This window comes from Streptomyces sp. NPDC033177 (genome assembly GCF_055577715.1).
In genome coordinates this window covers 29,388-42,788 of the sequence record NZ_JBVIPS010000016.1, presented here as the reverse complement: position 1 = coordinate 42,788, position 13,401 = coordinate 29,388, and the positions used below count along the sequence as shown (strand labels likewise).

14 protein-coding genes are annotated in these 13,401 nt (G+C 69.3%); 6 read left to right on the top strand and 8 right to left on the bottom strand.

Going from position 1 to position 13,401, the window contains the following annotated elements:
• Positions 1 to 14: 14 nt before the first annotated feature.
• On the bottom strand, positions 15 to 1,319 hold the full coding sequence (locus ACZ5U5_RS39335; protein ID WP_399385834.1) for a CynX/NimT family MFS transporter: 1,305 nt from the start codon (positions 1,317 to 1,319) through the stop codon (positions 15 to 17).
• Between the two features lie 136 nt (positions 1,320 to 1,455).
• On the opposite strand from ACZ5U5_RS39335, the gene ACZ5U5_RS39330 reads away from it, so the two are divergent.
• Complete coding sequence (locus tag ACZ5U5_RS39330; protein WP_469031393.1) at positions 1,456 to 2,148, top strand: FadR/GntR family transcriptional regulator; 693 nt, start codon at positions 1,456 to 1,458, stop codon at positions 2,146 to 2,148.
• 33 nt (positions 2,149 to 2,181) lie between these two features.
• On the opposite strand, the gene ACZ5U5_RS39325 is transcribed toward ACZ5U5_RS39330, so the two are convergent.
• From ACZ5U5_RS39325 to fabG, 3 genes are all read right to left on the bottom strand, one after another.
• The gene (locus tag ACZ5U5_RS39325; RefSeq protein ID WP_469031391.1) at positions 2,182 to 2,517 is read right to left on the bottom strand and encodes a hypothetical protein; all 336 of its coding nucleotides are present in this window, start codon (positions 2,515 to 2,517) and stop codon (positions 2,182 to 2,184) included.
• A 142-nt stretch (positions 2,518 to 2,659) separates the two neighbouring features.
• A complete protein-coding gene (gene fabI, locus ACZ5U5_RS39320) occupies positions 2,660 to 3,421 on the bottom strand; it encodes an enoyl-ACP reductase FabI (RefSeq protein ID WP_363207922.1) in 762 nt (253 codons plus the stop codon).
• Positions 3,422 to 3,426: 5 nt separating this feature from the next.
• Entirely contained in the window at positions 3,427 to 4,146 is a 720-nt protein-coding gene (gene fabG, locus ACZ5U5_RS39315) for a 3-oxoacyl-[acyl-carrier-protein] reductase (RefSeq protein WP_469031389.1), read from the bottom strand.
• Positions 4,147 to 4,331: 185 nt separating this feature from the next.
• On the opposite strand from fabG, the gene ACZ5U5_RS39310 reads away from it, so the two are divergent.
• From ACZ5U5_RS39310 to tyrS, 3 genes are all read left to right on the top strand, one after another.
• Complete coding sequence (locus ACZ5U5_RS39310) at positions 4,332 to 5,855, top strand: TldD/PmbA family protein (protein WP_469031387.1); 1,524 nt, start codon at positions 4,332 to 4,334, stop codon at positions 5,853 to 5,855.
• Positions 5,852 to 7,243, top strand: coding sequence for a metallopeptidase TldD-related protein (locus tag ACZ5U5_RS39305; protein WP_469031386.1), 1,392 nt, complete (start codon positions 5,852 to 5,854; stop codon positions 7,241 to 7,243). Before ACZ5U5_RS39310 ends, ACZ5U5_RS39305 begins: the two co-directional genes overlap by 4 nt.
• Before the next feature lie 89 nt (positions 7,244 to 7,332).
• Positions 7,333 to 8,610, top strand: a complete 1,278-nt coding sequence (gene tyrS, locus ACZ5U5_RS39300; protein WP_469031384.1) for a tyrosine--tRNA ligase — start codon at positions 7,333 to 7,335, stop codon at positions 8,608 to 8,610.
• 75 nt (positions 8,611 to 8,685) lie between these two features.
• On the opposite strand, the gene ACZ5U5_RS39295 is transcribed toward tyrS, so the two are convergent.
• Positions 8,686 to 8,961 (bottom strand): GlsB/YeaQ/YmgE family stress response membrane protein, encoded by a 276-nt coding sequence (locus ACZ5U5_RS39295; RefSeq protein ID WP_365827039.1) that lies wholly within the window; start codon positions 8,959 to 8,961, stop codon positions 8,686 to 8,688.
• Positions 8,962 to 9,176: 215 nt separating this feature from the next.
• Here ACZ5U5_RS39295 and ACZ5U5_RS39290 point away from each other — a divergent pair, with 215 nt between their 5' ends.
• Positions 9,177 to 9,566: a DUF3099 domain-containing protein gene (locus tag ACZ5U5_RS39290; protein WP_469031383.1), complete on the top strand. Its 390-nt coding sequence runs from the start codon at positions 9,177 to 9,179 to the stop codon at positions 9,564 to 9,566.
• A gap of 189 nt (positions 9,567 to 9,755) precedes the next feature.
• Positions 9,756 to 9,971 (top strand): hypothetical protein, encoded by a 216-nt coding sequence (locus tag ACZ5U5_RS39285; RefSeq protein ID WP_363207929.1) that lies wholly within the window; start codon positions 9,756 to 9,758, stop codon positions 9,969 to 9,971.
• Positions 9,972 to 9,977: 6 nt separating this feature from the next.
• Here ACZ5U5_RS39285 and moaA read toward each other — a convergent pair whose 3' ends face one another.
• From moaA to ACZ5U5_RS39270, 3 genes are all read right to left on the bottom strand, one after another.
• On the bottom strand, positions 9,978 to 10,985 hold the full coding sequence (moaA, locus tag ACZ5U5_RS39280) for a GTP 3',8-cyclase MoaA (RefSeq protein ID WP_469031381.1): 1,008 nt from the start codon (positions 10,983 to 10,985) through the stop codon (positions 9,978 to 9,980).
• 179 nt (positions 10,986 to 11,164) lie between these two features.
• The gene (locus tag ACZ5U5_RS39275; protein ID WP_469031380.1) at positions 11,165 to 12,799 is read right to left on the bottom strand and encodes a solute symporter family protein; all 1,635 of its coding nucleotides are present in this window, start codon (positions 12,797 to 12,799) and stop codon (positions 11,165 to 11,167) included.
• On the bottom strand, positions 12,796 to 13,164 hold the full coding sequence (locus ACZ5U5_RS39270) for a DUF485 domain-containing protein (RefSeq protein WP_469031379.1): 369 nt from the start codon (positions 13,162 to 13,164) through the stop codon (positions 12,796 to 12,798). Before ACZ5U5_RS39270 ends, ACZ5U5_RS39275 begins: the two co-directional genes overlap by 4 nt.
• Positions 13,165 to 13,401 lie beyond the last annotated feature (237 nt).

The window sequence follows — 13,401 nt, the reverse complement described above, 5'->3', positions numbered from 1 at the left end:
ACTCGCCGCCGGGGTCAGGCAGCCGCCGCGACCTCGTCCTCGACCGTGCGGTTGCGGCCCGCCAGGATGCCCACCACGATCTGCGGCACCATCAGGCCCGCCATGAGCGCGATCGGCAGCCCCCAGCCGCCGCTGTGCTGGTAGAGCACGCCCACCAGGAGCGGCCCGGGGATCGAGATCAGATAACCCGTGCTCTGCGCGAACGCCGAGAGCTTGGCGACGCCCACGCTGCTCTTGGCCCGCATGCCGACCATGGTGAGGGCCAGCGGGAAGGCGCAGTTGGAGACGCCGAGCAGCAGGGCCCAGGCCCAGGCGCCGCTCTCCGGGGCGAGGTAGAGGCCCGCGTATCCGGCGAGACCGCAGGCGCCGAGCACGACCACCACGGGGCCCTGGTTCGGCAGCCGGGTGGCGACCCGCGGGATGACGAAGGCCAGCGGAACGCCCATCGCCATGGTGACGGCGAGGAGCACGCCGGCCTCCCCCGCCGGAACCCCGGCGTCGCGGAAGATCTGCGGCATCCAGCCCATCGTGATGTACGCGGCGGTGGCCTGGAGCCCGAAGAAGCAGGCCAGCGCCCAGGCCGTACGGCTGCGTGTGATGCGCAGTCCCGCGTCCTCCTGGCGCACCTCGGAGCTGACGTGCTCCGGAGCGGCCGACGCGGCGCTGCGGTCCCGCACCAGGGGCACCCACGGCACGACGGCGACGACGGCGAGCGCCGCCCACACCACGAGTCCGTTCTGCCAACTGCCGCCCAGCGCATCGGTCATGGGCACGGTGATGGCCGCGGCCAGCGAGGTGCCGAGGGCGAGCGCCATCGAGTAGAGCCCGGTCATCGAGCCGACCCGGTCGGGGAACCAGCGCTTGACGATCACCGGCATCAGGACGTTGCTGACCGCGATGCCCATGAGGGCGAGCGCGCTCGCGGCGAGGAAGCCGACGGTGCCGCCGAGGAAGGGGCGGATCGCCAGGCCCGTGGCGATGGCGACCATGCCCGCGCAGACGACCGCGCTGGGGCCGAACCGGCGGGCGAGCCGCGGTGCCATCACTCCGAAGACCGCGAAGCAGAGCGGCGGGACGGAGGTGAGCAGCCCGGCGAGCGTGCCGCTCATGCCAAGCCCGTCACGCACCTCTTCGAGGAGGGAGCCGAGGCTGGTGATGGCCGGACGGAGGTTGAGGGCGGCCAGGACGATGCCGACGATGACGAGACGCGTCGCCCACGCGCGCGTGGGGGGCTGTTTCTCAGCTGCCCCGTTGGCCGCGCCGGTGCGTATCGGTGTCGTCGGTGTCGGTGTCATCGTCGTGGTTTCCTCACTAGCCATGGGGCCATCATAGAATCATGGGATGATTGACTGTCCAATCGGTTCGCCGATCCGCTCGCCAATCCGATCGCGTTACCCCACCCCGTAACCTCGTCCCGCACGGCCCCGCCCGTCATCCCGCGCACGAAGGAACGTCATGCCGCTGACCACCCCTCATCGATCGGCGCTCTCCGAGCAGGTCATCGCCGAGCTGCGCAACCAGATCTCCACGGGCGAGTGGCCGGTCGGTTCCCGCATCCCCACCGAGCCCGAGCTGGTCGAGCAGCTGGGCGTGGCGCGCAACACCGTCCGGGAGGCGGTCCGCGCCCTCGCGCACAACGGCCTGCTCGACATCCGCCAGGGATCGGGCACCTACGTGGTCGCGACCAGCGAGCTGGCCGGCGTCATGCAGCGCAGGTTCGCCGGGACGGACCCGCGGCACATCGCGGAGCTGCGCAGCACCCTGGAGTCGAGTGCGGCGAAGCTGGCCGCGCAGCGCCGCACGGAGCGCGACCTCAAGCAGCTCGACGCCCTCCTTCAGCGCCGCGAGGAGGCCTGGGCGTCGGGCGACGCCGAAGCCTTCGTGGCGGCCGACGCGACCTTCCACCTGGCCGTCGTGGCCGCGTCGCACAACGACGCGATGACGGCGATGTACGCCGACCTCGGCGAGGTGATGGTGGACTGGCTGCGCGAGGACATCGGCGAGGAGCTGACCCCCGAGAGCCACATGGACCACGCCCGGCTCGTCGACGCGATCCGCGAGAACGACGCGGAGGCGGCGGCCAAGGAGGCCGCGGGCTACCCCTTCATGTGCCGCAGGGAACTCTTCGAGGACCCCGCCCGCCCCTGATCCCCTCTCCCCTGACTCCCTCGCCCCCGGCCCTCACTTCTCGTGGCTGACCCAGACGGCCCGGATCTCCTTCCAGCACCGTCCCGTGAGCCGCACGGTCTGCGCGGGCCCCGCCTCGACGGACACGCCGTCGCTGTCGATGTCCCACCACTGTTCGCACTCCACGTGCAGCCGGACCCGGTCTGTCTCGGGGTACGGGTTGTGGCAGTGCACGATCGCGTCCGAGCCCTCGATGCTGGTGCGGCATTCCGCTCCGAAGGGCCGCGGTTCGGCGGCCTCCACGCGCGCGTGTGGAGCCTTCGCTCCTCCGACGGCGTGCGAGGCGGCGCCGTACGACAGGGCGATCAGCAGGGTGAGAGCGGCGAGCACCGCAGGAGGTGACGGGCGCACACTTCAGGGTGCGCGGCCTTGCCCCGACCCCGCCTGGTCAGTGGGCCGAACGGGCGACGCCCCGCCTCCCGCGCGGTGCGGGGACGGGGCGTCAGGAACGTACGACATGCCTGGTCAGACGTCAGGCACCCATCATGTGGACGCCGCCGTCGACGTGGATGATCTCGCCGGTCGTCTTCGGGAAGAAGTCCGAGAGCAGCGCGACGATGCCGCGGCCCGCGGGCTCCGGGTCGGCCATGTCCCAGTCCAGCGGGGAACGGGTGTTCCACACGTCGGCGAGGTCGGCGAAGCCCGGGATGGACTTGGCGGCCATGGAGCCGATCGGACCCGCCGAGATCATGTTGCAGCGGATGTTCTCCTTGCCCAGGTCGCGGGCGAGGTAGCGGCTCGTGGCCTCCAGGGCGGCCTTGGCCGGACCCATCCAGTCGTACTTCGGCCAGGCGAACTGCGCGTCGAAGGTCAGCCCCACGACGGAGCCGCCGTTCGGCATCAGGGGGCGGCACGCCATGGTGAGCGACTTCAGGGAGAACGCCGAGACGTGCATCGCCGTCGCGACGTCCTCGAAGGTCGCCTCAAGGAAGTTGAAGGCACCCTGCGGGGCGAAGCCGATGGAGTGCACGATGCCGTCGAGGCCGCCGAGCTCGTCCTTGACCAGGCCCGCGAGCCGGTCGAGGTGCTCCTGGTTGGTCACGTCGAGCTCGATGACCTTGGCGGGCTTGGGCAGCTTCTTGGCGATGCGCTCGGTGAGCGTGGGCCGCGGGAAGGCGGTGAGGATGATCTCGGCGCCCTGCTCCTGCGCGACCTTGGCCGCGTGGAACGCGATGGAGGACTCCATCAGTACGCCGGTGATCAAAATCTTCTTGCCGTCGAGAATTCCGCTCATGGTGATCAGTGACCCATGCCCAATCCGCCGTCAACGGGGATGACGGCTCCAGTGATGTACGACGCGTCGTCCGAGGCGAGGAACTTCACCGCGGCGGCGATCTCCTCGGGCTGCGCGTAACGGCCGAGCGGCACCTGCGCCACGATGTTCGTCCGCTGCTCGTCGGTGAGCACCTTGGTCATGTCGGTGTCGACGAAACCGGGCGCCACGACGTTGAAAGTGAGGTTGCGCGACCCGAGTTCACGGGCGAGCGAGCGCGCGAAGCCGACCAGGCCCGCCTTGGAGGCGGCGTAGTTCGCCTGCCCCGGGCCGCCCATCAGGCCGACGACCGAGGAGATCAGCACGACGCGGCCCTTCTTGGCGCGCAGCATGCCGCGGTTGGCGCGCTTCACGACACGGAAGGTGCCGGTGAGGTTGGTGTCGAGGACGGACGTGAAGTCCTCCTCGGACATCCGCATGAGGAGCTGGTCCTTGGTGATCCCGGCGTTGGCCACCAGGATCTCGACCGGACCGTGCTTCTCCTCGATCTCCTTGTAGGCCTGCTCCACCTGCTCGGGGTCGGTGATGTCGCACTTGACGGCGAGGACTCCGAGCTCCGTGAGGGCCTGGGGCGGTTCACCCGAGCGGTAGGTGATCGCGACCTTGTCGCCGGCGTCGGCGAAGACGCGGGCGATGGCGAGGCCGATGCCCCGGTTTCCTCCGGTGACGAGAACCGAGCGGCTCAACGGATCACCCTTTCGATAGCGGTCTGGTACCTCGAAAACCTATCGGTACGGTGCTCCATACGGAGAATCGACGACCGACAGTGGCGTACCGGACTCACTGTCGGGTCCCTACAGAAAACGCTGGCCGCCGGGCCCTCACGCGCGACATGATCTGAGCGACCGGTGCCGACAGCAGGGAGACATCCGTGCCTCATTCCATCGATGAAGCCTTCACGGCGCTGCCGCTGAGGGCTCTCGCCGACGCCGCGCTGGCCCGCGCGCGTGCTCTGGGCGCAGACCACGCGGACTTCCGCTTCGAGCGCGTGCGCAGCGCCTCCTGGCGGCTGCGGGACGCCAGGCCGGCCGGCACGTCGGACACCACGGACCTGGGCTACGCGGTCCGGGTCGTGCACGGCGGGACCTGGGGGTTCGCCTCGGGCGTGGACCTGACGATGGACGCGGCGGCGAAGGTCGCTTCCCAGGCCGTGGCGATGGCCAAGCTCTCGGCGAAGGTCATCAAGGCCGCGGGGTCGGACGAGCGCGTGGAGCTCGCGAGTGAGCCCGTGCACGCCGACAAGACCTGGGTGTCGGCGTACGAGATCGACCCCTTCTCCGTGCCGGAGGAGGAGAAGAGCGGGCTGCTCGCCGAGTGGAGCTCGCGGCTGCTCGCCGCCGACGGCGTCTCGCACGTCGACGCCTCGCTGCTCACCGTGCACGAGAACAAGTTCTACGCGGACACGGCGGGGACGGTGACCACGCAGCAGCGGGTCAGGCTGCACCCGCAGCTCACCGCGGTCGCGGTCGACGGGACGAGCGGCGAGTTCGACTCGATGCGGACCATCGCGCCGCCGGTCGGCCGCGGCTGGGAGTACCTCACCGGGACCGGCTGGGACTGGGACGCCGAGCTCGCGCGCATCCCGGAGCACCTCGCCGAGAAGATGCGGGCGCCGAGCGTGGAGGCCGGCTCGTACGACCTCGTGGTCGATCCCTCGAACCTCTGGCTGACCATCCACGAGTCCATCGGCCACGCCACCGAGCTGGACCGCGCGCTCGGTTACGAAGCCGCGTACGCGGGAACGTCGTTCGCCACCTTCGACCAGCTCGGCAAGCTCGCCTACGGCTCGCCGATCATGAACGTGACGGGTGACAGGACGGCCGAGCACGGCCTCGCGACCATCGGGTACGACGACGAGGGCGTGGCCGGGCAGTCCTGGGACCTGGTGAAGGACGGCACTCTGGTCGGCTACCAACTGGACCGGCGCATCGCGAAGCTCACCGGCTTCGAGCGCTCCAACGGCTGCGCGTACGCGGACTCCCCCGGCCATGTGCCGGTGCAGCGCATGGCGAACGTGTCGCTCCAGCCGGATCCGGGCGGGCTCGGCACGGAGGATCTGATCGCAGGCGTGGACCGGGGCATCTACGTCGTGGGCGACCGTTCCTGGTCGATCGACATGCAGAGGTACAACTTCCAGTTCACGGGGCAGCGCTTCTACCGCATCGAGAACGGCCGCATCACCGGCCAGCTGCGCGATGTCGCGTACCAGGCGACCACCACCGACTTCTGGGGTTCGATGGCGGCGGTCGGCGGCCCGCAGACGTACGTCCTCGGCGGCGCCTTCAACTGCGGCAAGGCCCAGCCGGGCCAGGTAGCGGCGGTCTCGCACGGCTGCCCCTCGGCCCTGTTCCGGGGCGTGAACATCCTCAATACGACGCAGGAGGCGGGTCGATGAGCCGTACCAGCAAGCCTTACGAGATCGTCGAGCGTGCCCTCGAGCTGTCCACCGCCGACGGTTGCGTCGTCATCGCCGACGAGCACTCGACCGCGAACCTGCGCTGGGCGGGCAACGCCCTGACCACGAACGGCGTCACCCGCGGCCGCACCCTCACCGTCGTCGCGACCGTCGACGGCAAGGAAGGCACCGCGTCCGGCGTCGTCTCGCGCTCGGCGGTGACCGCCGCCGATCTCGAGCCCCTGGTCCGCGCCGCCGAGCACGCCGCGCGCGGGGCGGGTCCCGCCGAGGACGCACAGCCGCTGGTGGCCGGGGGCAAGGAGTCCGCGCACTTCAGGGACGCGCCCCTGGAGACGTCCTCCGCGGTCTTCGACGACTTCGCCCCGGCGCTCGGCGAGGCCTTCGCCACCGCCCGCTCGGGCGGACGTGAGCTGTACGGCTTCGCGAACCACGAACTCGTGTCGAGCTACCTGGGGACGTCGACGGGGCTGCGCCTGCGGCACGACCAGCCCAACGGCACCCTGGAGCTCAACGCCAAGTCCCCCGACCGCACGAAGTCGGCGTGGGCGGGGCGTGCGACCCGGGACTTCAAGGACGTCGACCCGGCGGCCCTCGACGCGGAACTCGCCAAGCGCCTGGGGTGGGCCCAGCGGCGCATCGACCTGCCGGCCGGGCGGTACGAGACGCTGCTTCCGCCGACCGCCGTCGCCGACCTGCTGATCTACCAGCTGTGGTCGGCGTCGGCCAGGGACGCGGCCGAGGGCCGGACGGTGTTCTCCAGGCCCGGCGGCGGCACCCGGGTCGGCGACCGCCTCGCCGAGCTGCCCCTGACGCTGCGCAGCGACCCGAACGAGCCGGGCCTTCAGTCCGCGCCGTTCGTGCTCGCGCACGCCTCGGGCGGTGACTCCTCCGTCTTCGACAACGGGCTGCCGCTGGCCGCCACCGAGTGGGTGCGCGCGGGCGAGCTGGCGCATCTGACCAGCACCCGGCACAGCGCGTCCTTGACCGGCCTCCCGGTGGCCCCCGCCATCGACAACCTCATCCTGGACGGCGGCACCGACCGCACCCTGGAGGAGATGGTCGCGGGCACGGAGCGGGGCCTTCTCCTGACCTGCCTCTGGTACATCCGCGAGGTCGACCCGGCGACCCTGCTGCTCACCGGGCTCACCCGGGACGGCGTCTATCTCGTCGAGAACGGCGAGGTGGTGGGCGAGGTGAACAACTTCCGTTTCAACGAGTCGCCGGTGGACCTGCTCTCGCGGGCCTCGGAGGCCGGGCGTACGGAGAAGACGCTGCCCAGGGAGTGGGGCGACTGGTTCACCAGGGCCGCGATGCCCGCCCTGCGCATCCCCGACTTCAACATGAGCTCGGTCAGCCAAGGCGTGTGACGCCCATAGACTGGCCGGTGCCAGCCGGCACCGGCCAGAAGCCTCAAGCCTTTCGACCGGCCAGAAACCTTTCAAGGAGACACAAGACCGTGACGGACATCGTCGACGAGCTGAAGTGGCGGGGCCTTTTCTCCCTGTCCACGGACGAAGATGCACTGCGCAAGGCGCTCGCGGACGGCCCCGTCACGTTCTATTGCGGCTTCGACCCGACCGCGGCCAGCCTGCACGTCGGGCACCTGGTGCAGGTCCTCACCGTCCGCAGGCTGCAGCAGGCGGGCCACCGCCCGCTGGCGCTCGTCGGCGGCGCGACGGGCCAGATCGGTGACCCGCGGCCGACCGCCGAGCGCACCCTGAACGACCCGGAGACGGTCGCGAACTGGGTGGCGCGCCTGCGCTCGCAGATCGAGCCGTTCCTGTCGTTCGAGGGCGAGAACGCCGCGGTGATGGTCAACAACCTGGACTGGACCGCGGGCATGTCCGCGATCGAGTTCCTGCGGGACATCGGCAAGCACTTCCGCGTGAACAAGATGCTGACCAAGGACTCCGTGGCCCGCCGCCTGGAGTCCCAGGAGGGCATCTCGTACACGGAGTTCAGCTACCAGCTGCTCCAGGGCATGGACTTCCTGGAGCTGTACCGCCGCTACGGCTGCACGCTGCAGACCGGTGGCAGTGACCAGTGGGGCAACCTCACCGCGGGCATCGACCTGATCCACCGCCTGGAGCCGGACGCCGCGGTGCACGCCGTCGGCACGCCGCTGATGGTCAAGGCGGACGGCACCAAGTTCGGCAAGTCCGAGGGCGGCGCCGTCTGGCTCGACCCGCAGATGACGACGCCGTACGCGTTCTACCAGTTCTGGCTGAACGTGGACGACCGGGACGTCTCGACGTACATGCGCATCCTCAGCTTCAAGTCCCGCGAGGAGCTCGAGGAGATCGAGAAGCTCACCGAGGAGCGTCCGCAGGCCCGTGCGGCCCAGCGTGCGCTCGCCGAGGAGCTGACGACGCTGGTGCACGGCGCCGATCAGTGCGCCGCGGTCATCGCCGCGTCCAAGGCCCTGTTCGGCCAGGGTGAGCTCGGTGACCTCGACGAGGCGACGCTGAGCGCGGCCCTCTCGGAGCTGCCGCGTGTCCAGGTCACCGAGCTCGGCCCGGTGGTGGACCTCCTCGCGGAGGTCGGCCTGGTGGCGAGCAAGTCCGCGGCCCGGCGCACGGTCAAGGAGGGCGGTGCCTACGTGAACAACGCGAAGGTCGCCTCCGAGGACGCCGTCCCGGCCCGCGAGGAGCTTCTGCACGGGCGCTGGCTGGTGCTGCGCCGGGGCAAGAAGAACCTGGCGGCCGTCGAGGTCACGGCGGTCACCGCGGGCTGATCCGCGGTCCCGTATGCGCGCGAAAGGGGTCGGCTTTTAGGGACCGACCCCTTTCGCATGCTGTGTTCTCGCAGGTCAGGCGCGTTGCCTGTTGCCCTTGATCATCTTGTACGCCATGTCTCCGACGCCCACGACGACGAGTGCCGCCACGAGCTGCAGGGCGTGTCGACCCCAGTCGATGCCCTTGGTGTCTTCGATGCCGAACGCCGAGGCAAGCGAGTTGCCGATGATCGCACCGATGATGCCGAAGATCGTGGTCAGCCAGAGCGGACTGTGCTGCTTGCCGGGCAGGATCGCCTTGGCGATCAGCCCCAGCACGAATCCCACGACGATGGCCCACAACCAGCTCATAGCTGCCTCCTCATTCGGCTCAACATGAGCATTACGGCAAGTCTCGACCGATCCTCCATACGGCGCATGTCGGGCACCCCCATACGTGGCATGACGCAGACGGGACACCGAGAAGGACCCTGCCCCGGTCTCGAAGGCTGCGCAGCCCCGGCGTAACGTGGAGCGGGTCCGGGCCGGGGAGTGCCCGGCTTCTTGTGAGCAGGCGGTGGAATGTGATGCGGAAGCAGAGCGGCGCCCAGGTCTTCCGGATCACAGGGGCCCGGCAGTCACTCGCGGACGACGTGCGGGGCAGGCAGCGGCGGTACGTGATCTCGATGTCGATCCGTACGCTTTCGGTCATTGCCGCGGCGGTCCTTTGGAACGTCGAGCGGCATGTCGCCCTCGTCGCACTGGTGCTCGGCATTCTCCTGCCGTACATCTCCGTCGTGATCGCCAACGCGGGGCGGGAGAACATCCCTTCGCTGCCGTCGACCTTCGTACCGGCGCCGTCCCGGCCGATGCTCGCGCCGCCGCCCCCGCACGGCGAGTCCGCGGAACCCGTCCCGGAAGCCGGCACGGGCCCCGCGCCGGGCGAGCCCAACGCTCCGTCAGGCCATCAGAACTGACCGTCGACGTTGCGCCAAGCTCAAGAAAAGCTCAGATCAATCATGTGGTTCCGGTGCCAGGCACCGGGTCCCCCGTGACATACTTCGTACGCGCTCCGCATCCCCCGTCGGAGCGACAGACCGACGCCGGGCAGCTCCCCCCGTGGCTGCTCGGCGTCGCCTTGTTTTGAACGCACTTGGACGTCATTCGTGAGCGACGAAACACCGATCTGTTCCGCCAAGGGCTGCCGCGCGGCCGCCGTGTGGGTGCTGGCGTGGAACAACCCGAAGATCCACACCCCGGAGCGGCGCAAGACGTGGCTCGCCTGTGAGGAACACCGCGAGCACCTCTCTCAATTCCTGGGCGTACGCAGCATGTTGAAGGACGTCGTGCCGCTCGCCGAGTGGGAAGCCCCGGAGAGCTAGCGCGCGCTAGCCGCCGATCGCCGACATCGGGCGGTCGGGCTGCAGGAACGCCGGGTCGTCCAGGCCCGAGCCCGCCTTCTTGCCCCACATGGCGAGCTTCCATATGCGTGCGATCGCCTCGTCCGAGCCGTCCTCGCTGTCCTCGCCGTTGGCCCGCAGGGCTCCCCGCAGGTCGGTCTCCTCCGTGGCGAACAGGCAGGTGCGGACCTGGCCGTCGGCCGTGAGGCGGGTGCGGTCGCAGGCCGAGCAGAACGGGCGCGTGACGGAGGCGATGACGCCGACGCGATGCGGGCCGCCGTCCACGAGCCAGCGCTCGGCCGGCGCGGAGCCGCGCTCGCCGGAGCCCTCCTCGGTGAGCTCGAAGCGCGTACGCAGCGACTGCAGGATGTCACCGGCGGTGATCATGCCGTCGCGCTTCCAGCCGTGCTGGGCGTCCAGGGGCATCTGCTCGATGAAACGCAGTTCGTAGTCGTTCTCGACGGCCCAGGCGAGGAGGTCCGGGGCCTCGTCGTCGTTCAGGCCCGGCATCAGGACCGTGTTGACCTTGACCGGGGTCAGGCCGGCGTCACGGGCCGCCTCAAGGCCTTCCAGGACGTCCTTGTGACGGTCGCGGCGGGTGAGGGTCTTGAAGACGTCCGGGCGCAGGGTGTCCAGGGAGACGTTCACCCGGTCCAGGCCCGCGGCCTTGAGGGCGGCGGCGGTGCGCTTGAGCCCGATGCCGTTCGTCGTCAGGGACATCCTGGGGCGCGGCTCCAGCTGGGCGCAGCGCTCGATGATGCCGACGAGGCCGGGGCGCAGGAGCGGCTCGCCGCCGGTGAAGCGGACCTCGGTGATGCCGAGCTGCGTCACGGCGATCCGGATGAGGCGGACGATCTCGTCGTCGCTGAGGAGCTCGGACTTGGACAGCCATTGCAGACCCTCTTCGGGCATGCAGTACGTGCACCGCAGATTGCACTTGTCGGTCAGCGAAACCCGCAGATCGGTGGCCACTCGGCCGTAGGTGTCGATGAGCACGTGGGCCCCCTCCCTGATCCTGTTCAGCCGTTCGGTTCAGATACCACGAGCCTACGTGACGGGACTGACATCGCGGGGGGCCCGATCCCACGAGGAGCGGCGCGACCGCGTCGTAGAGATCTACCAATGATCTACGACGCGGCCGCTGACGTGCGTGTTTCAGGTGGAACCCAGGAGGATCAGTGGGCTCCGGTTCCCGTGAGGGACCGTACCTCCAGCTCCGCGTACTTGCCCTTGTCCGCCTTCTCCTTCGACAGGACCGTGCCCAGCCAGCCGAGCAGGAAGCCCAGCGGGATGGAGATCAGGCCCGGATTCTCCAGCGGGAAGAAGTCGAAGTTGGCGTCGGGGAACATCGAGGTGGGCTTGCCGGAGACGACCGGCGAGAACAGCACCAGGCCGACGGCCGCGATCAGTCCGCCGTAGATGGACCAGAGCGCGCCCTGGGTGGTGAACCGCTTCCAGAACAGGCTGTAGAGGATCGTCGGCAGGTTCGCGGAGGCCGCGACGGCGAAGGCGAGGGCCACCAGGCCCGCCACGTTGAGGTCACGGGCCAGGGCGCCGAGCGCGATGGAGACAATGCCGATGAAGACGGTCGACCAGCGAGCGGCCTTCATCTCCTCCTTCTCGGTGGCCTTGCCCTTCTTGATGACGTTGGCGTAGATGTCGTGCGCGAACGACGAGGACGAGGCGAGGGTCAGACCGGCGACGACCGCGAGGATCGTGGCGAAGGCGACCGCGGAGATCACGGCGAGCAGGAGCGCGCCACCGGTGGAGTCGCCACCGCCGCCGATCTCCAGGGCGGCGAGCGGTGCCGCGGTGTTGCCCGCCTTGTTCGAGGCGATGATGTCGCCGGGCTTGAGCAGGGCTGCGGCGCCGAAGCCGAGGACGATCGTCATCAGGTAGAAGGAGCCGATGATGCCGATCGCCCAGTTCACGGACTTACGCGCGGCCTTGGCGGTCGGCACCGTGTAGAAGCGGATCAGGATGTGCGGCAGGCCCGCCGTGCCGAGCACCAGGGCGATGCCGAGCGAGAGGAAGTCCAGCTTCGAGGTGCCGCTCACGCCGTACTTGAGACCGGGCTCCAGGAACGCCGAACCCTTGCCGCTGTTGGATGCGGCGGTGCCGAGCAGGTCGGAGACGTTGAAGTTGAACTTGAGGAGGATCAGGAAGGTGATCAGGATGGTGCCCGCGATGAGCAGCACGGCCTTGACCATCTGCACCCAGGTGGTGCCCTTCATGCCGCCGATGGTGACGTAGACGATCATCAGGACGCCGACGAGGGCGACGATCAGGATCTTGCCCGCGTCACTGGTGATGCCGAGCAGCAGCGAGACCAGGACACCGGCGCCCGCCATCTGCGCGAGCAGGTAGAAGATCGAGACGACGATCGTGGACGTGCCAGCCGCGGTGCGCACCGGACGCTGGCGCATCCGATAGGCAAGGACGTCGCCCATCGTGTAGCGGCCGGAGTTGCGCAGCGGCTCGGCCACCAGGAGGAGCGCCACCAGCCAGGCGACCAGGAAGCCGATGGAGTAGAGGAAGCCGTCGTACCCGAAGAGGGCGATGGCGCCCGCGATGCCGAGGAAGGACGCGGCGGACATGTAGTCGCCGGAGATCGCCAGGCCGTTCTGGAAGCCGGTGAACTGGCGGCCGCCCGCGTAGAAGTCGGCGGCGCTCTTGGTCTGGCGCCCGGCCCAGACGGTGATGAAGAGGGTCGCGACGACGAAGGCCGCGAAGAGGCTGATGATCAGCGCCCGGTGCTCGGAGGCGTCGGACGTCGCCGCCAGGACAGTGGTGTTCAGCGCGGGGCTCATGCGCCGGCCTCCATACGGGACTTGATGGCCTCGGCCTTGGGGTCGAGCTTCGCGGCGGCGTGGCGCGAGTAGAACCAGGCGATGAGGAACGTGGTCAGGAACTGCGCCAGGCCGAGGACCAGGGCGACGTTGATGTTGCCGAACAGCTTGGTGCCCATGAAGTCGCCCGCGTAGTTCGAGAGCAGGACGTACGCGAGGTACCAGAGGATGAAGGCGACGGTCAGCGGGAAGGCGAACGAGCGGTGCGCCTTGCGGAGTTCACCGAACTCGGGACTCGCTTGCTCCTGGAGGAATTCTTCCGTGGACGGCGCGTACGGGGCGGGGGCTGCTCCGTCCTTGGACGGTGGGGATGCTTCGGGGGCCACGGAGTCTTCTCCTCGTGGTGCGGGTGCGGTGGGGACGGACAGCTGATCCATTGGCTCTTTTCGATCCGGCAGTGACGCGGATCACGTGAGCCACGGATGGCGATGCTAAGGCCACAGGACGTGATCCGACAGGGGTCGATGTTGCTTCCGTTACCTGTTCAACGTCTCGACGGCGCGCCCGGCGCGGTGTGACGGATCGTTTTCTTCTGGAATCCATTGCTGGCCTGGGAGTTCGGG

Bases quoted from the DNA above. Each gene is read 5' to 3' on its own strand.
- ACZ5U5_RS39295 (WP_365827039.1), bottom strand. From the start codon at position 8,961: ATGAGCTGGTTGTGGGCCATCGTCGTGGGATTCGTGCTGGGGCTGATC.
- ACZ5U5_RS39330 (WP_469031393.1), top strand. From the start codon at position 1,456: ATGCCGCTGACCACCCCTCATCGATCGGCGCTCTCCGAGCAGGTCATC.
- fabI (WP_363207922.1), bottom strand. From the start codon at position 3,421: ATGAGCGGAATTCTCGACGGCAAGAAGATTTTGATCACCGGCGTACTG.
- ACZ5U5_RS39335 (WP_399385834.1), bottom strand. From the start codon at position 1,319: ATGGCTAGTGAGGAAACCACGACGATGACACCGACACCGACGACACCG.
- ACZ5U5_RS39305 (WP_469031386.1), top strand. From the start codon at position 5,852: ATGAGCCGTACCAGCAAGCCTTACGAGATCGTCGAGCGTGCCCTCGAG.
- ACZ5U5_RS39290 (WP_469031383.1), top strand. From the start codon at position 9,177: ATGCGGAAGCAGAGCGGCGCCCAGGTCTTCCGGATCACAGGGGCCCGG.
- ACZ5U5_RS39275 (WP_469031380.1), bottom strand. From the start codon at position 12,799: ATGAGCCCCGCGCTGAACACCACTGTCCTGGCGGCGACGTCCGACGCC.